The sequence below is a fragment of the Dyella sp. NPDC103356 genome (genome assembly GCF_055584465.1).
In genome coordinates, this window is record NZ_JBVJLZ010000002.1 from 779,747 (window position 1) to 802,305 (window position 22,559).

General features: G+C 60.2%; 24 protein-coding genes. 15 read left to right on the plus strand and 9 right to left on the minus strand.

The window, feature by feature from the left end:
* Positions 1-139 precede the first annotated feature (139 nt).
* From ACZ6WW_RS06860 to ACZ6WW_RS06890, 7 genes are all read left to right on the plus strand, one after another.
* On the plus strand, positions 140-688 hold the full coding sequence (locus ACZ6WW_RS06860) for a universal stress protein (protein WP_465273532.1): 549 nt from the start codon (positions 140-142) through the stop codon (positions 686-688).
* Positions 688-2,994, plus strand: a complete 2,307-nt coding sequence (locus tag ACZ6WW_RS06865) for a heavy metal translocating P-type ATPase (RefSeq protein WP_465273533.1) — start codon at positions 688-690, stop codon at positions 2,992-2,994. Before ACZ6WW_RS06860 ends, ACZ6WW_RS06865 begins: the two co-directional genes overlap by 1 nt.
* A gap of 78 nt (positions 2,995-3,072) precedes the next feature.
* The gene (locus ACZ6WW_RS06870) at positions 3,073-3,630 is read left to right on the plus strand and encodes a GNAT family N-acetyltransferase (RefSeq protein WP_465273534.1); all 558 of its coding nucleotides are present in this window, start codon (positions 3,073-3,075) and stop codon (positions 3,628-3,630) included.
* Positions 3,631-3,645: 15 nt separating this feature from the next.
* A complete protein-coding gene (locus tag ACZ6WW_RS06875; RefSeq protein ID WP_465273535.1) occupies positions 3,646-4,527 on the plus strand; it encodes a universal stress protein in 882 nt (293 codons plus the stop codon).
* A gap of 73 nt (positions 4,528-4,600) precedes the next feature.
* Entirely contained in the window at positions 4,601-6,007 is a 1,407-nt protein-coding gene (locus ACZ6WW_RS06880) for an MBL fold metallo-hydrolase RNA specificity domain-containing protein (RefSeq protein WP_465273536.1), read from the plus strand.
* An 80-nt stretch (positions 6,008-6,087) separates the two neighbouring features.
* Complete coding sequence (locus ACZ6WW_RS06885; protein ID WP_465273537.1) at positions 6,088-6,288, plus strand: hypothetical protein; 201 nt, start codon at positions 6,088-6,090, stop codon at positions 6,286-6,288.
* 27 nt (positions 6,289-6,315) lie between these two features.
* Complete coding sequence (locus ACZ6WW_RS06890; protein ID WP_465273538.1) at positions 6,316-7,122, plus strand: universal stress protein; 807 nt, start codon at positions 6,316-6,318, stop codon at positions 7,120-7,122.
* A 64-nt stretch (positions 7,123-7,186) separates the two neighbouring features.
* Here the strand turns inward: ACZ6WW_RS06890 and ACZ6WW_RS06895 are convergent, their stop codons facing one another.
* The 4 genes from ACZ6WW_RS06895 to ACZ6WW_RS06910 all read right to left on the minus strand — a co-directional run bounded on the left by ACZ6WW_RS06895 (position 7,187) and on the right by ACZ6WW_RS06910 (position 10,149).
* On the minus strand, positions 7,187-7,624 hold the full coding sequence (locus ACZ6WW_RS06895) for a universal stress protein (protein WP_465273539.1): 438 nt from the start codon (positions 7,622-7,624) through the stop codon (positions 7,187-7,189).
* A gap of 24 nt (positions 7,625-7,648) precedes the next feature.
* The gene (gene adhP / locus ACZ6WW_RS06900; protein WP_465273540.1) at positions 7,649-8,671 is read right to left on the minus strand and encodes an alcohol dehydrogenase AdhP; all 1,023 of its coding nucleotides are present in this window, start codon (positions 8,669-8,671) and stop codon (positions 7,649-7,651) included.
* Positions 8,672-8,740: 69 nt separating this feature from the next.
* Entirely contained in the window at positions 8,741-9,274 is a 534-nt protein-coding gene (locus tag ACZ6WW_RS06905; protein WP_465273541.1) for a hypothetical protein, read from the minus strand.
* A gap of 59 nt (positions 9,275-9,333) precedes the next feature.
* Complete coding sequence (locus ACZ6WW_RS06910; protein WP_465273542.1) at positions 9,334-10,149, minus strand: universal stress protein; 816 nt, start codon at positions 10,147-10,149, stop codon at positions 9,334-9,336.
* A 433-nt stretch (positions 10,150-10,582) separates the two neighbouring features.
* Here ACZ6WW_RS06910 and ACZ6WW_RS06915 point away from each other — a divergent pair, with 433 nt between their 5' ends.
* The 3 genes from ACZ6WW_RS06915 to ACZ6WW_RS06925 all read left to right on the plus strand — a co-directional run bounded on the left by ACZ6WW_RS06915 (position 10,583) and on the right by ACZ6WW_RS06925 (position 12,536).
* Complete coding sequence (locus tag ACZ6WW_RS06915; RefSeq protein ID WP_465273571.1) at positions 10,583-11,101, plus strand: host attachment protein; 519 nt, start codon at positions 10,583-10,585, stop codon at positions 11,099-11,101.
* 40 nt (positions 11,102-11,141) lie between these two features.
* Positions 11,142-11,972 carry a universal stress protein gene (locus ACZ6WW_RS06920; protein ID WP_465273543.1) on the plus strand — a complete coding sequence of 277 codons (831 nt, stop codon included), beginning with the start codon at positions 11,142-11,144 and terminating at the stop codon, positions 11,970-11,972.
* 111 nt (positions 11,973-12,083) lie between these two features.
* Positions 12,084-12,536, plus strand: coding sequence for a hypothetical protein (locus ACZ6WW_RS06925; protein WP_465273544.1), 453 nt, complete (start codon positions 12,084-12,086; stop codon positions 12,534-12,536).
* A gap of 203 nt (positions 12,537-12,739) precedes the next feature.
* Here ACZ6WW_RS06925 and ACZ6WW_RS06930 read toward each other — a convergent pair whose 3' ends face one another.
* Entirely contained in the window at positions 12,740-12,871 is a 132-nt protein-coding gene (locus tag ACZ6WW_RS06930; protein ID WP_465273545.1) for a hypothetical protein, read from the minus strand.
* A 600-nt stretch (positions 12,872-13,471) separates the two neighbouring features.
* Between ACZ6WW_RS06930 and ACZ6WW_RS06935 the strand changes: the two genes are divergently transcribed.
* Positions 13,472-14,227 (plus strand): hypothetical protein, encoded by a 756-nt coding sequence (locus ACZ6WW_RS06935; protein WP_465273546.1) that lies wholly within the window; start codon positions 13,472-13,474, stop codon positions 14,225-14,227.
* 112 nt (positions 14,228-14,339) lie between these two features.
* Here the strand turns inward: ACZ6WW_RS06935 and ACZ6WW_RS06940 are convergent, their stop codons facing one another.
* A complete protein-coding gene (locus ACZ6WW_RS06940) occupies positions 14,340-15,263 on the minus strand; it encodes a hypothetical protein (RefSeq protein ID WP_465273547.1) in 924 nt (307 codons plus the stop codon).
* Between the two features lie 647 nt (positions 15,264-15,910).
* Here ACZ6WW_RS06940 and ACZ6WW_RS06945 point away from each other — a divergent pair.
* Both ACZ6WW_RS06945 and ACZ6WW_RS06950 read left to right on the plus strand, forming a co-directional pair.
* Positions 15,911-16,582, plus strand: coding sequence for an ATP-binding protein (locus ACZ6WW_RS06945; RefSeq protein WP_465273548.1), 672 nt, complete (start codon positions 15,911-15,913; stop codon positions 16,580-16,582).
* A gap of 10 nt (positions 16,583-16,592) precedes the next feature.
* Positions 16,593-16,895, plus strand: a complete 303-nt coding sequence (locus ACZ6WW_RS06950) for an STAS-like domain-containing protein (RefSeq protein ID WP_465273549.1) — start codon at positions 16,593-16,595, stop codon at positions 16,893-16,895.
* A gap of 707 nt (positions 16,896-17,602) precedes the next feature.
* On the opposite strand, the gene ACZ6WW_RS06955 is transcribed toward ACZ6WW_RS06950, so the two are convergent.
* A complete protein-coding gene (locus ACZ6WW_RS06955; RefSeq protein ID WP_465273550.1) occupies positions 17,603-18,682 on the minus strand; it encodes a site-specific integrase in 1,080 nt (359 codons plus the stop codon).
* 103 nt (positions 18,683-18,785) lie between these two features.
* Between ACZ6WW_RS06955 and ACZ6WW_RS06960 the strand changes: the two genes are divergently transcribed.
* Positions 18,786-19,694, plus strand: coding sequence for a DNA-binding protein (locus ACZ6WW_RS06960; RefSeq protein WP_465273551.1), 909 nt, complete (start codon positions 18,786-18,788; stop codon positions 19,692-19,694).
* 15 nt (positions 19,695-19,709) lie between these two features.
* On the opposite strand, the gene ACZ6WW_RS06965 is transcribed toward ACZ6WW_RS06960, so the two are convergent.
* Both ACZ6WW_RS06965 and ACZ6WW_RS06970 read right to left on the minus strand, forming a co-directional pair.
* A complete protein-coding gene (locus tag ACZ6WW_RS06965) occupies positions 19,710-19,943 on the minus strand; it encodes an antitoxin Xre/MbcA/ParS toxin-binding domain-containing protein (RefSeq protein WP_465273552.1) in 234 nt (77 codons plus the stop codon).
* Between the two features lie 413 nt (positions 19,944-20,356).
* Complete coding sequence (locus ACZ6WW_RS06970) at positions 20,357-21,094, minus strand: hypothetical protein (protein WP_465273553.1); 738 nt, start codon at positions 21,092-21,094, stop codon at positions 20,357-20,359.
* A gap of 308 nt (positions 21,095-21,402) precedes the next feature.
* On the opposite strand from ACZ6WW_RS06970, the gene ACZ6WW_RS06975 reads away from it, so the two are divergent.
* On the plus strand, positions 21,403-22,437 hold the full coding sequence (locus ACZ6WW_RS06975) for a hypothetical protein (RefSeq protein WP_465273554.1): 1,035 nt from the start codon (positions 21,403-21,405) through the stop codon (positions 22,435-22,437).
* Positions 22,438-22,559 lie beyond the last annotated feature (122 nt).

The following is a 22,559-nucleotide window of genomic DNA, read 5'->3' on the forward strand; positions in this document are numbered from 1 at the left end:
TGCAGCCATAACGATGGTGCCTTGAAGGGAGTCGCGTGAAGGCTAGCGATGCGCTGCCTGCGCCCACTTGATCGTCGTCAAGATGGCGCGCGCGCGCCGGGGCAACACTGCCGTCGAACTTCAGACAGGGTGATGCCTCATGAACATGTTGCATGGCCGGTTTCACCGGCAACGTATTCGCACCGCCGCTCACTTTCGCGATGCCGCACAGGTCCAGGGGCGATCCACTCCGCCGGATGTGACGCAGGCGCCGTTCAAACATATCTGTCTTCCGATCGACGGCACCGAGGCATCGTTCGACGGTGCGGCCAAGGGCGTCGCGTTGGCTGCCGCCATGCAGGCCAAGGTCTATGTTTTTCATGTGCTGCCGCCGTTGTCGACCGTGACCTACCTGGCCGACCTGATCCAACAGCTGGATGCGACGTACCAGAAGGCGGCCATTGCCCGGGCGCAGCAGTACCTTGATCGCGTTTGCGCGATGGCCGACGCGGCGGGCGTGGCGTACGCATCGGGCTATGCCTTCGACCAGCGCCCGTACTGCGCCATCGCCGGCGCCATCGTGCGTGAGCGCTGCGATCTGGTGGTGATGGCGACCGAGGGTGTGTCTGCCCACGTTCCCTGGCGGCATGCCAGCGAGACACGCAAGCTCATCCAGACGACCGATGTGCCGGTGCTGGTGTTGCACTGATGGCCTGGCCGCGCCTCCGACCGTTTGTGCCGTTCCTCCTGGGGCTATCGACCTTACTCTTCGGTGGTGCGCTGCATCTGACGCATCGGGAGCTGTGGGCCTCTCGCCTCTGGGCGGTCATGGCAGGGTTCGCCTGTGTGGGGCTGCTCGTGTCGATGATCCGCGCCTGGCGTCGCGGCCAGTGGGGCGTGGATGGGATCGCGTTGATCGCGATGGCGGCGGCGTTGCTTTACGAACAGACGCTGGTGGCCGCGGTCATCGCGTTGATGCTGTTGGGCGGCCAGGCGCTCGAGGCCTATGCCAATGGCCGCGCGCAACGTGAACTAGCGCGGCTGATCCAGCGTGCCCCGCAGCGTGCGTGGCGTTACTGTGGCGCGACGCTGGAGGAAGTGGCGGTCGAGCACGTCGAGAAAGGCGATCGGTTGTTCGTGCGCTCCGGAGAAGTCGTTCCCGCCGACGGCATCGTGGTCGAGGGCGCCGCCGTGCTCGACGAATCGGTCCTCAGCGGCGAGGCGATGCCGGTCTACCGGGCGCGAGGGGAGACGATACGCAGCGGTGTCGTGAATGCCGGCGCGCCCTTCGACCTGCATGTGACTGCGCCCTCGGCGGAAAGCACGTACGCGCGCATCGTTCGCCTGTCACGCGAGGCATGCCAATCGCGCGCACCGATGGCGCGTCTGGCGGATCGGTATGCATTGGCCTTCGTGCCGTTGACGCTGGTGGCCGCCGGTGTGGCTTGGTACGTCAGCGGCAATCCGTTGCGCGCCCTGGCGGTTCTTGTGGTGGCAACGCCATGCCCGTTGCTGTTGGCGGTGCCGATCGCCATGGTGGCGGGCATGTCGCGCGCTGCCCGCCATGGCGTGCTGGTCAAGAGCGGCCGCGGGTTGGAAACGCTGGCACAGGTTCATCAGCTGTTCGTCGACAAGACCGGCACGCTCACCGTCGGTCATGCCCAGGTGTGCGACGTGGAAACCGCCGGCGCGTGGGCACCGTCGACGCTGCTGCAATGGGTGGCCTCGTTGGCGCAAGGGTCCAGCCACGTCGTGGCCAGGGCGATCGTGACGCATGCGCGAAGCCAGCAGGTTCGCCTGGATTCGCCCACGGACGTGGTCGAGACGGCCGGTGCCGGTGTGCGGGGTCGCGTGGACAACCACGACGTGGCGATGGGGAGCTTGCGTTACCTGGGTGGGGACAACTCCGTCGAGTCGCTCTGGGTACGCCGTCTGCTGAACCGTGTACGGCATGACGATGCCGGATGCACGTTTGTCAGGGTGGACGGCGTGCTCACCGGTGCGGTGGTATTCAAGGATCCGTTGCGCATCGACACGCCACGTTGCGTACGTCGGCTGCGCGCTGCGGGCGTGACACGTATCGTCATGCTGACAGGTGATGGCGAGGCGCGCGCGCAGGCGATTGCCGAAGAAGCGGGTATCGATGAGGTTCGGGCCAACCTCACGCCAGAGCAGAAGCTTGCCGCGGTCGTGGAGGCCAGCGCGAAGGCGCCAACCCTGATGATCGGCGACGGCATCAACGACGCGCCCGCCTTGGCGGCAGCGAGTGTCAGCCTGGCGGTGGGATACGAACAGGGCGTGAGCGCTGCGCAGGAAGCGGCGGACATCGTGCTGCTGGATGCCCGTTTGGACCGCATACCCGACGTGCTTCACATCGCGCGCGACACGCGCCGCATCGCTCTCCAATGTGTCGTCGCCGGCATGGGGCTATCGTTCGCGGCCATGCTGCTGGCCGCCCTGGGATGGCTTGCGCCCCTGGCCGGCGCCCTGGTGCAGGAAGGCATCGACGTGGCGGTGATCGTCTATGCCCTGCGCGCGCTGGGCCTGCGGCGCGGCCAGCCGGTGCTCGCCGCCGACATGCGCGGTCGGCTGGATCGGGAGCATGCCGAACTGGCACCGGTACTGGATCGCATCCATCGGGCGGCGGAAACCCTGGGACAGGCGACCCCCGCCCGGGCCCGGCACGAATTGGCCGATATCGTCGATCTGCTCGCTCATAGCGTGATCCCGCATGAGCGCAACGATGACATGCAGCTGTACCCCGACCTGGCTCGGCGACTGCCGGGAGACGACCCGCTCGCGAGTATGAGTCAGACACACCGCGAAATCTTCAGGTTGTGCCGGTTGCTTGACGGGATGAACGTGGCCGGCGACGACCCGGCGGTGAACGCGCCGGGCGAGATACAGCGCCTTCTGGTACGTCTGGACACGGTACTGCGGCTGCATCTTGCCCAGGAAGACGAGCTTTTCGACAGCCTGGGCGCCCCGCCGTTACGCCGTTTGGCGAGCTCTTGATTTCGGTCAAGACGCGCTTGGGCGTCATCGACTAAAACCAACGAACGCGAATACACGCGACCTTGCCGGGAGCACGACATGTCATCTCTGCCTACCTCAGCCGCCACCCAGGCCTATGCCGCCATCGCGGGTGATCATTGGATCGAAACCCTGCACGACGGCAGCCATGTACTGATCCGTCCCTTGCAAGACGACGATCGGGAGCGCGAGCGTCGTTTCATCGAGCGGATGTCACCGACCTCGCGTCACTTTCGTTTCCTGGCCCAAGTGCGAGGCGCGAGCGATGCCCTGCTGGGTCAGCTGATGAACGTCCATGAACCCGATAGCTGCGCATTCATCGCGCTGGTTCATGACAATGGTGAGCTGCGCGAAGTCGGCGTCAGCCGCTACAGCGCCGCCACCGAAGGCAGTTGCGAATGCGCGGTGACCGTGGCCGAGGACTGGCAGCACCGGGGGCTGGGCGTCGCCTTGATGCAGCACCTCATCGCCAAGGCGCGCGCCGCCGGGTTCAAGACGATGTATTCCATCGACAGTTCCAGCAACAGCGCCATGCGCGAGCTGGCCGCCTATCTCGGATTCACCCGGGGCCTGGATCCCGATGACAGCACGCAAGTCATTCATTCGCTCCACCTGTAAGCCGAGGCGTCACGCATGACCACGCAGCATGCCAAACCGAGGGTTGTCCCCGCCATGCATCGGACAGCGCTTCCGGCCGCACCGGTGATCACTGGTATCCTGGCGCTGGTGACCTCCGGCGCCCCCTGGAGCGCCGCGGCGACGACCGCGGTCAACCTGGCGGCGGCCTGGGGAAGCTCGTTGACCGGTTGCCTGCTGGAACCGCGGCCCGCACCACGTCGAAAAAGCGAGCCGACGGTGATGTCGCTGCTTTATGACCCGCCGGGCGTTCCGGCCGACGCCAGCGCGAGCGGGGACTTCGCCGCGTTCGCGCTGGAAAAAGGCGTGCACCAGGTGCATTGGCGTTGCGTCGACGAAGCGTTGCCTGCCTTGCTGTCGCAACTGGGCAACTGGCACGACCTGGCGGTGCTCGAGCATGCGCTCGTCAAGAGCGCAGGCATCACGTCCCGCTTTGGTAAGGCGGTGTGCGTCACGCGGATGCCCTGCTTGATCCTGCCCTCCAGCGATGTCCCTGTATCGACGTTCGATCAGGTAGCGCTAGCGTGGGATGGCAGCGATTCGGCCACGCGCGCGATCTATTCGGCGTTGCCGGTGATCGCCCGGGCGAAACAGGTCTACGTGTTGGACGGCTCCCTGGAGACGCATCGACGGCGCGGCGCCATGCCGCACTTTGATCCGTACCTTTATCTGTCGCAGTTCGGCATCAAGGTCCATGCCCGCATGATCCATACCGATGCGTGCGCCGGGGCGCCCTTGTTGGAAGAGGCTGCTCAGCTGAAAACCGATGTGCTGGTGATGGGGGCCTACAACCACCCTCGCCTGGAAGAGCATGTGCGCGGCGGAGCGACGCGCTTTGTTCTTGAACATGCCACGGTTCCTGTATGGATGAGGCATTGAGATGGCAGTCATCACGCGAGATTCGGTGGTCGAGCTTCCGTCGCGCGAAATGCGTCAGAGCAAGGGAGCGACGATGACTGCACGAGGCCAGGCGGTGACTGGTGCGCAGGATGTGCTCACGTACGGTTGCCATGGCGCGGGCTGGGAGGTGACCGGCTCCTGTCATCTGGTGCAATGCGGTTCCCAACGGGTACTCGTCGATTGTGGGCTGTTCCAGGGTGGCCGCGAGCTCGAGGTCGCCAACCGTGAGCCGTTTGGCTTCGATCCCGCCTCGATCGATGTGGTGATATTGACGCATGCGCACCTGGACCACTGCGGTCGCTTGCCCCGTCTGGTCCGTGAGGGTTTTCGCGGGGCAATCATCGCGACGGCCGCGACGCGTGAACTGGCCGCGCTGGTGTTGGCCGACGCCGCCCGATTGCAGGCGGAAGACACTCGACATATGGCCGGGCGGCCGCCGCTCTTTACCCCCGATGATGTCGACCGTTGCCTTGCAACGTTCGATACGCCCGCGTCCTACAACGTGCCCTTGAGGCTATGCGAAGGAGTGGTGGCAACCTTTATCGATGCCGGACACATCCTGGGTTCGGCCTGCGTGCTGCTGGAGCTGGACACTGGCTGTCGCCGCCGTCGCATCGTCTTCTCAGGCGACGTAGGCAGTGACGCGCGCCCGATCCTGCGTGATCCGACGCCTGCGCCGGAGGCGGATTATGTGGTCATGGAAACCACCTACGGTGACCGTGCCCATCGCTCGCTCCCCGACTCGGTAAAGGAACTCTATGGCGCCGTGGCCGAAACGTTGGCTCGTGGCGGGAACGTGGTCATTCCCACCTTTGCCTTGGAGCGCGCGCAAGAGGTGCTCTATTACTTGCGTCAAGGCGTTCTGGAAGAGGCGCTGCCGCGAAGCATGCAGGTGTTTCTCGATTCGCCCATGGCGATCTCGGCGACGGCTATTTTCAGGCGTCATCCGGAGTGCTTCGACGCGGACTTTCTTAAGACGCTCGGTCAGGGCGATCCCTTTTCGCCCCCGAACTTCCACATCACTCACGACGTGGGCGAATCGATGGCCATCAACGGCATGCGCAGTGGCGCGGTGATCCTTGCCGGCTCGGGCATGTGCAACGGGGGGCGAGTGGTACACCATCTGCGACACAATCTCGCGCGCGAAAAGTGCAGCGTGATCTTCGTCGGCTACGCCGCCCAGGGCAGTCTGGCCCGGCGCATCATCGATGGCGCCAAGAGCGTGCGTATGTTGGGCGAGTCGGTACCGGTGCGTGCGCAGTGCTGGACGATCAACGGTTTTTCGGCGCACGCCGATCAGGCGGGATTGCTTGCCTGGCTGGGCACTGCGCCGCGTCGCGGCGTTTTCCTTGTGCATGGTGAATACGAGCGCGGCATGTCCGCCATGGCCACCTGCCTGACTGCCCGGGGCATCGCGCACCGTGCACCGGCGCGTCACGAGACGATTGCTTTGGCGTGATGGGCTGAGTTGATACGCATCAATGCCGCCGGGCTGGCCAGCGAGCATGCTGACTTCACCTTCTGGTAGATGAGGTGGTTATGGCCAGCACACACGAAGTGCGTCAAGCGCGCCGACAGGTCTGGATTCCCCGCGCGTTGTTAATGATTGCCGTAGGTGCCGCGGTGCTGTTGCTGATCACGTTGCCGGACCCCTTTCCCGCTGTCCTTCAGTGGCTTTGCGGTCTCAGCGCGGTGGGGTATGTCATCGCCTTGTTTGTCATGCGCGATCGCCCGGCATGAGTACGCACGACGTGGGGAGATTCATTCATGTATGACCTGATCATTCATGTCGAAGATATGCGCGACGATGCGCCCGTCGTTCAGCTCGGCCTGCCGCTTGCGCACCGGCTGGGTGCGTACGCGACCGGGCTGCATGTGATCGACATCGTGCCCGCCTCGCTCGCCCTCCCGGACGTGGCGGCGGTGCTCGCCCAGATGGAAATCGAAGCCGAGCAGCGCACCGGCTGGTGGGCGCGTCTATGCCGGCAACATCAGGTGGAAGGATGCTGGGAGGTCGCGCGCGGCCCCTATGCCAGTGCCTTGGCGCATCGCTCCTGCCTAGCCGACCTGACCGTCAGTACGTTGCCGAGCCTGGATACCGGTTATTCGCTGGGATTTGACTACCTGACACACGTGCTCCTCTCCGGTGCGTCGCCGATGCTGCTGCTTCCTGCCGATCCGGTGCCGGATCCGGAGTATCGCCACATCATCGTGGCCTGGAACGGATCACTCGAGGCGGTGCGGGCGCTCCGCGCAGCCTTGCCGTTTTTGCGACGTGCGATCGCGGTGACCGTGATCGACGGTTCCACCGAACCGCTGCCCGGACTATCGCCGGCGCGGTTACCCCTACGCGAGTGGTTGAAACGCGAAGGCGTCGACGCACTGGCCATTCGCACGGTAGAGATGTCCGGGGAAGCGATTGGACCGACGTTGCTGGATGCCGCGGCTGACGCGCATGCCGATCTTCTCGTGATGGGAGCGTGGGGACATTCACGCTTCAGCGAATGGATCTTGGGGGGCGCGACGCGCTACATCCTGCAGCGCGCCAGGTTGCCCGTGCTCATGGCGCATTGACGCGCGCGTGTCGAGGGAGGAAGCGACCGCGATGCCTTGGCACGCGGCCGCTTTTTTTGACCACTCAGCGGCACACCAGGACCGGAATATCCCCTTGCACGAGGACGTCGTGCGTCTCGCTACCCAACAACAGCCGGTGGATGCCCTGCCGGCCATGGGATCCCATGACGATCAGGTCGCAGGCGTGTTCCGCGGCGACATCGAGAATGGCCTGTGCCGCGCGTTCGCGGCACAGGGCCAACCGTTGGCAGTCTCCCCCCGTTTGTGCCACGACCGTTGCCGCGGCATCGAGGTAGGTGTGCGCCTGACGCTCCGCTTCGATCGTGTAGTCGATGTCCACCGACGCGAGCATATCGGCCAGATAGGCATGGACATGCAAGGGCAGCACGACATGCAGCACGGTGACGCGAGATTGGCAGGCCGCCGCCACCCTGGCGCCGAGCGCGACCGCGCGAAGCGACAGTTCCGAGCCGTCGGTGGGAAGCAGGATATGTTTGAACATGGGATGCTCCAGAAAGGGATAAAACTACATGTCCAGGACGATGCGTCCGTCGATGCGACCCGCTTGCATGTCTTCGAAGACCTGGTTGATATCGCCTAGCCGCGCGTGATGGATATGCGCCTGCACCTGGCTGTCGGCGGCCATGGCGATGGCTTCGGCCAGATCCTGCCGCGTGCCGACGATCGAGCCGCGTAGCGTGATGCGCTTGAGCACGACGTCGAAAATGGGCGTGGCAAATCCACCGGGTGGAAGGCCGACCAACGCGACCGTGCCACGGCGACGTACCATCTGGAGCGATTGCTCGAATGCCGGCGGGGATACCGCGGTGACTAGCACGCCGTGGGCGCCGCCGCCGGTATGTTCAATGACCTTAGCGACCGCATCGGCGGCGTTCGCCATGACGGTGGCATCGGCGCCCAATTGACGGGCCAGGGCGAGCTTGTCTTGCGCCACATCCAACGCGACAACTTTCAGTCCCATCGCCTTGGCGTATTGGACTGCCATGTGGCCCAGCCCGCCGACACCGGAGATAGCGATCCATTGGCCCGGCCTGGTGTCGGTTTCACGGATACCTTTGTACGTCGTTACTCCCGCACACAGCACCGGCGCGAGTGCGCTGAAATCCGCGTTCGGGGGCAACCGAGCCACATAGTCGGCGTCGCCAAGGGCGTATTGTGCGAAGGTGCCATTCACGCTGTAGCCGCTGTTGTGCTGTTGCTCGCAAAGTGTTTCCCAACCGGTCAGGCAGTGCTCGCAATGGCCGCAGGCATCGTGGAGCCAGGCGATGCCGACCGCATCGCCCATCCTGACGTGATCGACGCTAGCGCCCAGCGCCACCACCACGCCGGTCCCTTCGTGTCCGGGAATGAACGGCGGCGAGGGTTTAACCGGCCAGTCGCCACGCGCGGCATGCAGATCGGTGTGACATACGCCGGTGGCGGCGATCTTTACGAGCACCTGGCCCGGCGCTGGCGAAGGGATCGGCACCTCATCGATCGTGAGGGGCTGGCCAAACGTATGAACAACGGCGGCTTGCATGGTTTTCATCGGTCACTCTCCGGCGTGGACGGTTGCCGACCACCCTAATCGGGCGATGCAACCGCACGTTGATGCCGGTCAAGTGGAAGCATGTTGTCCTGCACTGGAGGTTTGGCGATCTCGGGGCGTCGCAGGGGGGGGCATACGCGCCTGGCGCGCCACGACGGACGCGTCGGACGCACACTCGGTTTGGCACGGGGACGCCGTCGCCATGGTGCCCGCGACGAACTTCACCCCGGTCATCCAGTTATCGATCGCGGTATCCACTTGTGTACGGGTTTGCTGGAGGTACTGACCGATCCACTGGCGCCATGCATCCATGGCCTGATCCACCGGGCTCAGACCCGTCGTCAGAACGGTAGGTTCGGCGCTGTCCCGTGATACGGCGGCGGGGAGCCATGCTCGGCCCGACCCTGGCCGCAGGGTCTGCCACGCGTACCAGCCCAGGCCCGCATAGATCTCCGGCGAGACCATGGCGCCAAACAGGTGGCGGTTCCACTCGGTCATGGCGTCGATGGTGCATGCGCACGCATCCAGCCAGGGGCTCGCGGGCGCCGCAGCGGGTGTAAATGGATCAAACGGCAGGACAAAACTATTCCATGCATAGCTCATGGCATGTACCTCCCTACGTTAGGGTGAATGCAGCTTCCATGGTCGTTATTCCTTGGGTCTCAGTGAGACAGGAACAAAGGAAGCTCTGCGCGCTCGAGCAGTTCACGTGTCACACCGCCAAGCACCCATTCATGAAGGCGTGAATGGCCATATCCTCCGGCGACCAGGACACCGGCTTGCACGTGCGTGGCATGCGCCATGAGTATCTCTGCGACGGGTGTGCCATTCGAGCGTCGGGCGACCCAGGATGCTTGGATACCGTGCGCGGACAGGTGGCCCAATAAGGCCTCCATTTCCATGTGCATATCGTCGGGCGCATCGACGGTCACCACGTCGACGGTCCCTGCGTGTTTCAGTAGCGGCAGGGCATCATGCAAGGCGCGTATAGACTCGCGTACGTTCTTCCAGGCGACCACGGCTCGTGACAGGTGTCCCGTCAACGCACCATGACGCGGGACCACCAGTAAGGGACGCCCGCTGCGCAGCAACAGAGGGGCGAGATTTCGCCGAAATCCGCTGGCGTCATCGTTGCCGCGATCCTGCGAGGCCACCACGATAAGGTCGGCGCACGGGGCTTCGTGAACCACGGTACTCCAGGGCGAGACATAGAGCGCATCCACCACGTTGATGGTTATCGGCACCCCGTGGTGACTGAACTTCGTCCGCCACTTAGCGGCCATCGACTGTGCGGCATGGCGAATCTGATCGTACACCTCGCTCATGTCATAGTCGGGCAGGATCGACCAGGCGTTATAGGCAGGGATCGGTAACTCCGCGATCTGCAGGCCGCGCACGCGCGCCTGCATGGATATGGCCAGATCGCTGGCCACGCGCAAGGCATCTTCATCGTCAAGACCGCCCATCAAGGGAACCATGATGTCTTTCCACATAACGCACCCCGCCTACGAGTAGAAGATGGCTGAGTTACCCGCGGCGCAGCAGCCGTATGCCAAAAATACGCGCGCATCGGGGCGGGACGTTGATGCACATCAAGTCCGGCGTCCATGGTGTGGAGTATTCCAGGGGAAACTACGGCCCTCGACGATCTGCGCGCCGGGCGATTTGAAGGCGCCGCCGTCCTGACAGCGGTCTGACGCAGGTGACCTGCGCACGGTTGCGTATGAGTAGTTGCCCTGGCTAAAGCGGCCTTGATCGATATCAACACACCGTCTGCGGCAAATCCGAACAATAGAACCCGGCTCCTTATGGAGCGATGCCTGAACGACAAAGCTCTCTGCCGCCGCATGCTGGGTGAACTTCATGGCGAGATAAGCGATAGGCGCGAGCGGAAGGCGGCGAGACGTGCGCATGATCGAAGACCGTATGCGCGTCGGAATAGCTCTGTCACCGATGTGCGCGAGCCGAGCATGGATGCGAACAGCAATACTGAAACAACCACTTTTCTGGGTGAATCTCATGACAACGACATGGGTAATGGTCGCCGATGCCAGTAATGCACGTATCTTTGCCACGGTCGAAGAAGATGCCGGCCTGACTGAGGTGATTTGCTTTTCGCGGCCGCACGATAAGCATGGGACGGAAAAGAGATCCAAGAAGACGGACCGTGTGCGGGATCAGGCGGTGGACTATTTTGCGAGGGTTATTGCGCACGCGCTGGGGGCGGGGCTCGAGAGCCGCCAGTTCGATCGCATCGTGCTGGTCGCCCCGCGGAAGTTCCTTGATCGCCTGAACCTTCATCTCGATAGCAAGGTGTTCGACATGGTCGTCGGGGAAGTCCAGCACGATCTGGTCGACCTGTCGCCGAAAGCCTTGCAGGAGCGCTTAAGTCGGGTGCTTCCGGATGAAATCGCCGCCTGCGAGGTCTGACGACATGACCGACACGCACAGTTTGGCGCCACCGTGCCGTATGCCCGGCATCGGCATAGCGTCTTGTCACGGTCAGGGGATGTTGGATGTCCTTGTCGAGGCTGAACAGCCGTGCAGTGATGTGGCGTTATTGCGGTTTGTCTTCAGTCTGGCGCGCCAGTACAACGCGCATGTCACAGGCATGCATGTGGTCGCGCTGGATGCGCCGCTTCTTGCGGTTCCCGAGCCCACCGATCTGCTCGATAGCGAAGAACTCATGGCCTGGGAGCGATCAGCGTGGTGGCGCACCCTATGTTGCAGTAACGGCGTGTCCGGTGACTGGGAGGTCCATCGCGGCATCTATGACGACGTCATGGTCCGGCGGGCCACGTTGGCCGACTTTGTCATAGGGCGGCTGGTTCGTGTTGAGTCGCATCTTTTGCCGTTTCCCGGTCGGGGCGTAGCGCGCCACGCTACCCCTGTCATTGTCGTGCCCGACAGTTGGCAGGGAATGTCCGGGATACGCCGGATCGCCTTGGCCTGGGATGGTTCATTAGGGGCTGCGCGCGCGATCAAGGCAGCGCTTCCTTTACTGCCCAAGGCGATGGAGGTCATCGTGCTTTGCGACGAAGGCATGGTCCAGGCGAGCGATATTCACTTGTCGTTGCCCGTGCTGCCCTGGCTGAAACGCCATGGCCTGCCCGTTCGCCATCATCCCTTGCGCATCCAGGGCGAGGTGGGTGCCGTGATTCAGCAGCAGGCGCTGGCTGTCCATGCAGACCTTCTCGTCATGGGCGCTTGGGCACATCCCCAGTCGACGCCGTACACATTGGGCGGCGTAACGCGATACATGCTGCAGCACAGCCGGCTACCGCTTCTGCTTGCATGTTGAATCGAGCCTGGCAAAGGAGGCGTAGCTCAGTTCAGTTGATGCATATCAAGGTGGCCGCGCTTGGCAGATGTTTCCATGATTCACCGGCTTTCCCGGCTAAGGAGTCTTCCCATGATTCATCGTCACGCTATGTTTTGCGCCATCGCCGTCCTCGGGCTGGCTGTTCTGCCTTCGCTTCCGGCGCGGGCGCAATCTGCCGAGCTTGAGTGCACCATGAAGTTCTCACTGAACGAATGGTCGGTCGTCTATAAGCACGCCACAGGTAAAGGCGTTATCACGTGCAAGAACGGCGAGACCCGAGATGTCGTGATTACGGCTAACGGCGCCGGTGCCACTATCGGTAAATTTCAGATCGACAATGGGACGGGCAAATTCACCCACGTCCGTACGATTGACGACGCGATCGGCGCGTACGTCGCCGGCCAAGCTGACATGGGTGTCGTCAAATCGGGCGCGGTCCAGCTATTGACGAAAGGGACTGTGTCACTCGCGCTGGCTGGAGCGGGTGAAGGCATCAACTTGGGTGTCGACTTGAGCAGATTTTCCATCAAGGCTGCAAAATAACCTTCTTCTATTGTGATCCACATGAGAGCCTCCGTTGGGCCCACACGCCTGACAGGGCTCTCTTGCATCATATCTCACGCACTGCTGTACGAACTCATCGATCGTGGGTTGCCATCATGTTGGGTAGTGATCGGGGTGTTGCCTCCCTTGGTGCACGGGGTGACCATACGGATTCATCGGGTCGCGACAAGCGAGCCTGCGCGTCACGCCAAGGACGTAGAGATCACCAGCGATGCACCGAGACACCAGGTCACCATGATTAATACCGGCCACCTTGCCCAGGTGATCTCCATGAAAGCGATCGCGGCAAAGGCGATGTCGTAGCGGCTGCGCACCGCACTCACCCATACATGATTATAGAATGCCGAGGCAAGTAGCCCTACGATGATCGCGTTGACGCTGGCGAGCAGGAGTCGTTGAAGTCTTTGGCGAGTTGATCAAAGAAAAGACGGCGCAGGTCAGCTGAATGATGAGATGAACATTGTTGGCTGCAGAAAACTCATCATGATTAGGGCATCATGGTACAGATCGTGCCCCTTCATTTGTCGCTGTTGGGCGACTCGCATTCTCTGATGCCGAGCCAGCGAATGGTTTCGTTCGCGACGTTTTTGTTGGGCTCAATGACGGTGGCCTCTAGGACACCAATGAGTATGGCCTTCGTAACATTGACGATGCTCGGGCCGTGATATTGCAGAAAATTGAACGAAATAACTGTCAGTGCGCCAAGCGTGTTTGGGATGCGTGGTGTGGTACAAGCAAGAGGGTAGGCAAACTCACTAAGTCCTTCTAGATTATTTCTAGCAGTGCGCGGCAGATCCAAATTCCAAGAGCGGCCTGATGCGGCAATGCAAAGGTCGCTGACGATTGGTAATGTATGCGGGGCGACGTTGGAGACTGACTCCGGCGGGTGCCGCTGCATTCCACCAGGAGTAGCTATGGATCGTACGACTGCGCTTTCGTTGCTGGCGGCTATCCTTAAGGAAATTACCCTTTCGGATGGAAGAGCAGCGACCGATGTATTTCCCGGCCTGCGCGAGGTTGACGCTAAAGTTCGAGAGGTCCGACACGTGATTGAGGGCGTGGAAGGATTGCCAACGAACATGCTGGCTCAATTTGATAGAGATCCTAACTTCGAAACAATGAGTCGCCGCGTCAGGCTTGAAGCACTGGCTGCCCACATTAAGAGTGCGCAACGCTTCTTGATTGCGGCGCCCAATGCTCCGGTAAAGAAGCAAATCATTGCGCCACCCGACGTATCTAGACTGACTATTACGGTTCCATCACTGAAGGAGTCGGTCGAGCGTCGATGGCGTGAGGCGCAGAAGTGCGTACACACCGGCTGCTACACCTCGGCTATCATCATGATGGGCAGCGTGCTTGAAGCACTACTTCTCGCGCGTTCGCTGCGGCATCCCTCGGTGGCTTACCAGTCGGCGAAAGCGCCGAAAGATAAGAACGGAAAATCACCAGCTATCCAGGACTGGACACTCAACGTCTTGGTGGACGTAGCCGTAGATGTTGGCTGGCTAAAGAGTGATCGCGGGAAATTTGGCCATGCGCTGCGTGAATCCAGGAACGTTGTACACCCATGGGTGGAGGTGTCGATGCAGGCAAATTTCGATGAAGCGACGTGTCGTACGTCATGGGAGGTTCTGCGCGCGTCCGTCGATGACCTCATTCGTTCGGTATGAAACGCAGGCCAAAGGCCAGGAGCAAAAATCAGAGTGAAGCACGTGCCTAAGCATTTCCCTTGGAGAACTACGCCAAAAACCATAGCCAAACCCCGCAAGAACTAAGCGTTGCTCAGGTGGCTGGCGACCGGCCTTGAGGTAGCTCCACAAGGAACGCGTTGAACACCCGCCGATCCTCCTTACTCGAAAGGAGTACAAGCAATTGACTCAGGTTTTCCTGAGTCAATAGTAACCGCCCAAGTGCAACCACTCCTGCGGCCTGAGCTAAGTTCGGTTCGATGACTTCACTCCACTTAGCAAGATCCCGCAGCGTTTTTTCCTTGGCGTTATCGATGTCCATCGCTTTCACGGCTGCTAGGTTGGCCATGTCGACCACAAGCAGCCGCCGTAAGTCGTTCTCCTTATATAAGGCAGCGATGCCGTCGAGTTGGCCGATCACCTCCTCGACATAGTTCTCACCAGGCTGGATGCGCTGGCCCATAGCGCGCATGCGCTCCAGGTCTGTGGCCTTGGCGACGCTCGAACGGGTGAGAGCACCACTGCGTCTCCGTACGAGGCCGCCGACGATAAGAAGGACAGCCAAAGGCAGTCCCTTGCGCGAGTCGACTAGGTGACTGGTATGCCTATTGACCCATTTGGCGCCGTTCGGTTCATCCATGAGCACGGCGATGCGTTCCTCGATAGTGGGAATGCGGTGCTGGAGCGCGACCAGGATCTCCCTGCGCTCCTTGTTGCGCAGGTCGCGATTGAATGCCTTTGCCATTCGCTCGAACGCGACCTCGAAATACCTTTTGCCGCAGTCTTTACCTATGTTGGTCTCACGCCCATCGCTGGTCGCCACCAAATAGCCCTTGCCGTGGGATGTATGGCACGAGGACAGCCCGCAGGGAAGGAACGGGAAGAGGGCGTAGCTACCAATAATACGGTCGAGTTTGACTGCCTTTGGATCGAGGTCGGCAACGAAACCTGGACGGGTCAGGACGTCGTCCCACGATTCCAGACGCACCAGCCCTTTCTCGGTGTTGAGAGTAATCATCCGTTGTTCCCCATGTTCTTGCGGCTAGCCTACACATCTTCTCTCGGGGTTTTTCAAGTGCATGTCAAGTTTGCTTGACATGCGGCTGGTCTCCGCTTTGGTGGTTTAGCGCGAGTGGACTAAAGAGCGGATGCCACCAATTCGAGGCTATGGACGGCCGCATATTGCCGCCTAAAAGGAGCCAAGGAAGCGCAGCACGAAAGGCGTTTAGCTAACAAGTTGGCAGGACTGGGCTTTTTTCGCCTTCCCATTGCTGCGTGGCCATGCGCAAGAGCACCGGAGCCCAACGAGTTCGGCGCCATCGCCTAATCATCCAGCTTTATAGTAGAGCACCATAGCGCGCGAACGATGGGCAAGGATCTAGTAGCACTGGTACGCTTCTTGTGAATGCGCGATGGCGTTGCGATGGATGCAGAGGACCTTGGCTAAGCGTGCGACTTGATTTCCCCACCTGCGACGGAACGTACATTTCGTACGACCAACTTGCTCACTTGTGGGCTAAGGCTATGCGAACCCCTTACGGTGAGCAGATTGTTTTCGACTTCTCGAAGTGTTTGAAGTTGGGTCCAATCGGAATGGTCCTGCTTGCTGGGCTCTATCGAATCCTGCGAGGTCGGGGTGTTCCTGTTCGGGTAGACATCGCTGCCATGAGTGACTCGGTCTACTTGCGCTTCCTAGAAAGTGGCTGCGCACAGCATATGATCTCCGGAATGTCCGCTCCGTCAGGCGCGTTATTTCGGCATGATCTGATTGATAACCACGATTCGATCATCGAGTTTCTGAAAGAAAAGTGGCTTGCACCTGCCAGCTTGACCATGAGCCCCTTGTTGCAGAATGCATTCATTAGCCGGCTATGGGAAATCTATGCCAACGCTTTCGAACATGGCGACTCGCAGCACGGCGTGTACACCTGCGGTGAGCTTGCGTCCGATAACACGTTGCTACTCACCGTGGCGGATTTCGGTCGTGGCATACCGTCAAACGCTGCGTTGAAGCTGGGGCGCCAATGGATTAATGGTAGGGAGGCGTTGAGCTGGGCGTTCACACGAGGAACCACGACGGCGGTTCATGAACGGTACGCCCGGGGCCTTGGTCTTGATCTGATAAAGGATTTTGTCAAAATCAACGATGGGGCTGTGGAGGTTTATAGCCATCATGGTCACGGAAGTGTAACTCGCTCTATGGAAGAGTTTCGGCACCTTCTGCTATCCATTTCGGCAACGATCATTCATTTGAAGATTCGCTGTGACAACATGCACTACATGTTCGAGGAAGAGCTTTCACAAGAACAGCCGGCCAGCGGAACCCCGATATTTTGAAAGGTAACCTATGAAGATTTCAGTGATCGATATTTCGGGCCGAAACGCTGTGTCCTCGAAAGATGGCGAAGCACTTTACAACCTCATCATGCAAAACATTGCTGATGATCACATCGAGCTGGACTTCTCCGGCGTCGAAGTATTTTCTACGCCATTTTTCAATCTTGGGATTGGTCGACTGCTCGCTCGCTTGTCAACTGATGAACTCAACAGGAAGTTAGAATTTCAGCATCTCTCGCCGCTGGGGTTCCAGACTCTTCGTCGGGTCATTGACAACGCTAAGAAGCATTACGCCGCATCTGCGCCCAACTAACGGAACCATCTTCGGTGAATGCACGGATCATGAACCGCCCAGTGAAGGCTCGGGTGTACGACATCAGAGATGCAAATACCGCACTTCCTCCGGAAGTCTTGGTCGACACTAACGCGTGGCTCTGTACACAGTACAGCCGGTTCTCGCTACCAGGCGTTCGAGTCGAAACACCGGACTATGCGGACTTCATTGCCCGATGCCTGAATGAGAGCTGCGTTTTGCGTCGCAGTTCTTTTACATTGCCCGAAATGAGCCACATCATCGAGAAAGAGGAGGTGGCTGTTTCGAATAGCGCTTCGGGACGGAGGATTTCGGTAAAGGACTCACGATATGACACCCAGCTACGACGCAAAGTACTTGTTGAGATACTGACCACCTGGAGGGGAGTGGAATCTGCAAGTCAGTCTTCGCACGGATTGAACGTCACGGCCCAAACTCCCACCGTTATGCTTGGGGACATCAGTCAGTACAAGCTTGACGGTTATGATCTCTTTCTCTTACAGGAAGCCCGCTTCACTAATACCCTGGCCGTCCTGACGCATGACATCGACTACTTGTCGGTACCGGACTTATGCGTTTTTACCGCAAACGCCGCTAGCGTTGATGCCGCTCGGAAGGCAGGCAGGTTGCGCACGATCTGGCAGCGACCTGCGTGTTCTAGCTAGCCACCGTGCCTTAACAGTGGGTATGGCGGTACCAGTCACCGCTTACTTTAGTAGACGGGCCGCGGGGTTGTCTTCCGCTTGTCCGCTTTGAAAATACCCGATCACGCTCGCTACCGAGCGATGCTCTGTCATCGCCATCACTGCCGGCAGGGGGATGCCTTGCTTGCCCGCCTCGGTAACAAAGCCCGACCGCAAGCTGTGTGCGCCAAAGTTCCCCTCTAAGCCAGCCATGGCAGCCCGCCGTTTGACGATCGTCGCGACGGAGCCTGGCAAAAGGGCAGGGCCGACGCGATCTTTCCATATCCGCCGAAAAATCGGTCCATTGCGGATCCCCGCCGCTTCCAGCCAGGCCGTTAGCGCCTGGCCGCTGCGCCCCAGGATTGGCTTGTCCGGAGTCGAATCCACCGTCACGCCGGCCTGTTGCGTCTTTGAATACTCCAACCGGTAGACATAGCCATCCTCGCCGGTTTTGCGTAGGTCACGCATATCCGCGGCCGCGATCTCACTGCGCCGGCGCCCGCCGCTGGCAAAGCCAAAGCAGAGCAGGGCGCGATCGCGTCGGCCTTCCAACGAATCGTTGCAAGTCGCCAGCATGGCTTCAAGCTCCGGGCGCGTGATCGCGGTTTTCTTGACCGGACGCTCGCCGCGTTTGACCGCCGAGCGTCGAGCACGGCTTAGCAGTGTACGGATGCTAGCCAGTTCGCAGGGGTTGGGCAGCCGCTTTAGCTTGTGGGCTGTCGACAACACGGCCACACGCTGAGTGACCGTCGATAGCTTGAGCGACCCAAGCTTGGCCTTGAGGCCGGCCGCGACCAGTGCTTGGTCAATCGCTGGCGACAGCTCGCTCACCAGGCCGGTCTTGTTCTTGCGCTGAATGTGATCGACGAGGAATTGGATCACCACAGCCTCCGTGACCGGCAACGTTAATTCGACGCCGAAGCGCGCTTGGTGCCAGCCAGCCCAGTAGCGCAGGGCGGCGGCGTAGCTGCGAGTCGTGTTGGCTGCCGCGGCTTCAGCCAGCAGTTCACGCACTGCGTCGGCGGCCTGTTGCGCCAGTTGCTCGGGCAGCACCAAGCTGGAGGCGGATTCGGCCACAGCGGGCAAGATGTATTTTTTCTTCATAATATGTAATGTATATTACGAAATGAGGCCTGCACTGGTGATAATCATCACTTATCGTGAGTACGTCAAGGTAAGGGCAGGGCGTCGATCGAGGAGACCGGGTATGGCACGCGGGATCACCCAAGAGCAGGTCAACACCGCCGCCGACTCGCTGTTGGCCGCCGGCGAGAATCCGACCGTGGAGAAAGTCCGTGTCGCGTTGGGGACCGGGTCACCGAATACGGTCATGCGCATGCTCGACACCTGGCGTGTCGACCTGGGCGAACGGTTGCGACGACTTCAGACATTGCCTGGTATCCCGGTCGAGGCGGGGCAGGCGATGACCGAGCTGTGGCGCGTAGCGGTCGAGCATGTCGATCACCTCCTCCAGGCGCGGCTCAGCGACGATCGCGCCGCGCTGACCGCCGCCGAAGCTCGCCTCGCGGATGAGCGAACTCGTTGGGCCGGCACCCTAGCTGAGGCCGAAACGGCGGTTGCCCAAGCGCAGGCACGCCGGGACTTGGTAGAGCATGCGTGCGCCACACTGGATGGTCAATTACGAGACAGTCATGCCTTACGCGACGACGTGCTGCGGCAGCGGGATCGCCTACAAATATTGACGGATCAGCAGCGTGCAGAGATCGATGTACTACGCGTTGAGCAGGCCTCGTTAGAAGCAGTCATACGCAGCGAACGTGAGCAATATGCGGCGCATATGCGCGATGTGGAAAATCGCGCTCATCAGGAAGTGGACCGCGCGCGTCAGGAAGCTAAGGCGCTTCAGCAACGGCTCGATAGCCAATCACGCGATCACGCCAAGGCGTTGGCGAGCGCGACGGAGCAGAATGTCACCTTGCAGGCTGCTCGGCAGGAAGCCGAACGGCAAGCAGCGCACCATGCAGGACGCGCTGCCGCCCTGGAAATAGCATTCGCTCAGCGAGCGGCGACCGACGCGCCTTCCAGAGCACGAAAAGCTAAAGCGGCTGCGAAAACGCCTGCGCGACCCAAGGCCACAGGGCGGCACAAGAAGTAGGCTCCTCTGTATTATTCAAGAGAAGGCACCCGTTTGCGCTCGTCGTATAAGTTGAACGAGGAGGTCACAGCCATCGTCTGTTTCCAAATAGTCAGACGGCAAGTGCCCGCCCAGAGCCGGCAAAGGATGGCTTAGCCATCCATCAAGCCATGAGGCGGCATCAAATTCGATTGAGTTTCCGCTTTCATGGACTACATCCTGCAGTACGGAAAGGATGTGCTCGCGGCGCTTTGCTATTTGGTCGGCCATTGGTCACGAGCTCGGCAGGAACGGAGGTTAAGGCAAGCATGCCGGGATCGCATGGGAATCGCACGCGCCCCGGCAAATCAGTGAAGCTCGGGTGTAAAAAGATGACATGGTTATGGGAGGTGACATAGTTAACCGGATTCCGGCGCGCGTCATCGCCATTGGTCTGCGGAATCATTAGTTAGCTAAACCGTCCTAGTCAGTCGATTGGCACGGTCATTCCTGCGACACAGGTGCTCAATGCGAGCAAAAGATGACCGAGTATTAGGGGGTGACATGGTTAATTGGCAAGGTGACATAGTTAATGGGTAGACGACATAAGGCCTTGCGGATATGCTTTCTGTAATTTGACATAATATACATTATGCGCAATTACAGATGTGGTGCGACATTGCCTGTTTTGGCTATTTTCCTTATCAGAACCGGCGCTTTGGCTCGTCTCCCCTGAAAAAGATCAGCCGGACACCGTGCCCAAACTGGACCCTATAAACGGCCCGAGCACGCGTCGCTCTGCTCAGGACAACGCCGTAACCAAGACCCGCCTGCCAAGTAATTGTGCCTATACGCGGATACCGCTGCCGATCTTCGCTTTCGGCTCGCGACAATGGCAGAAGTTCGCCTGGATCGAAGGCCCTTGGTTGCCCTCGGGTGCTTGAGTCGGACTGCGTTTGGGTCTGGCTCGAACTGCCTCCTGGAATCCTGTCCTTGGCGGATTCCTCGGCTGCTAGCGCGTTCACTCGGTCCCGAGCCAGTTCCCATGCGCCTTCAGCGGCCGGATTCGAAATCCAGGTCCGATTGGTTTCCGAAAACAGAACCTGGTTCCTGAAGCCTTCGGCATCAAATAAGGTGTCCGGGCTTATTTGGGAAAGGTTGATTTCGATCATCCGATGCCCGCCTTGGCGAACCAGGGCCGCTTTGGCGTCGTCCACGGCATGGCTCACTCGGATCTCGATGAGAAGCTCTCCCTGCTCGTCTCTGGCAGCGATGTCTGGGCGAAATAGTCCGAAGTCCGGCTCGAGCCGACTGTCGCCGAGATCGACGGTCTCGGCCGGCCAAACAATCTTGTCTCCAGCAATCAGGCGGCCCGAAACGGTCTGGGCGATCGGCGGATTGGGGAATCCTGGCAGCCCCGCCCAGATAGGCAGAAGTATCATAGAATTCTCATAAATCAATCGTTTAGCACGGTTATGTATTGCGGATTCTAGATTCCCGGAGCACTCGCCGGTGGCCCTATGAGAGAAATGTGGCCTCCTCTTTCCATGCCCATGCTTTGCCACGAGCGGAGCCGCACAGGCCGGACACACGCAGCCGCATGCCTCACCGTTGTCGACTTCGAGTGGCGCCCATATCCGCCCATCCCGGAGACCAAAGGGTATTTGAAGGTGGAGTCGCCCTATTTCTGATTGGCACATCGTCGTCTCTCCCACACACTTGAGGTGGAAAACACGATCGGGGGAAGGTCATGGACGAAAACAGGGATAAACCGGCCGAAACCGGCCATTCGCACCTTTGGGCAGCCAGGTTGCTTGTCGATTGGCTTGAGCGAGAAGGCGGAAATAATAAGTTCAGACGGGCACTTATCGTTCTGGCCGATATGACAATGGCCGAACTCGAAGCCTCCAGGCGTCCACCGGTAAGTGAAGTGGAGCAGCTCGCGAATAACTACTTCAATAAATACGGTGGCAGTCTGCGCGAAGCTACTGCCGGCAGATGGCTGCGTCGGGAGGAGGTCGAACGCTGGTGGAATTCGAGAAAATCATCCATTGAGCAATGGTTTCGGGCGGCCGGATCGCCTTGGATTCCAGCCATCACCGTGGCCAGCGGCGGCGGCCGCGGCAATTCGACCGAATATAGCTTCCGGTTTGATGAGATGCCGGAGTTGAGCGATGAGCCCGTTGACTCGCCATCGCAGCCGTCATCCGACCCCGGCTTCGGAAACTCAGTTGCTGTTGCCTATACCCGCGAGCCGGCCGAACCCATTTTCTGGTTGCGGTGGTTATTGAAACACCCCTTCCCTACCCGATCGTGGCGCGGAATCGTTCTCATCGTATGCCTAGGAATCGTCATGGTGACGACACTCTTGCTTTGGTACACGCTAGCTTTCGTATTGATTGCTCAGCGATCAATGTCGTTTCAACTTATTACGTCAATTGCATTCGGTGCAGGTATCGCATCGCTAACCTGGTGGAGCGTTCGTTCGCTTTGGGAGTTGCCCCTTGAGCGCATAACTATTGCGCCCGACCTGATACTCAGCCTGCAGCAGACATATGCACAGTTGCGCCTGACACGCGACAAGGACCGAAAAACCGGCCCTGGGTGGCTCAGTCTGGTGCGACATTCGTCCACCTGCCCTGTTTGTTCGGGGACGATCGAAATACGCGCGGGTAAGGCGGCATACCCTGGCCGCTTGGTTGGTAGATGCTCGGATAATCCGCGCGAACATGTATACAGCTTCGATGCGGTGACATTGACTGGGCGGTTGCTTGTTCCGAGGTGAGACTAGTCGATGGTCCAATAATGTTTCTGGACTACCCCCGATTTCTCGGACGGTTTAAATCGTCACCGTGAGCATACGCTCAAAACTGTCCGGCGATTGATAGTCAAGACTGCTGTGCAAGC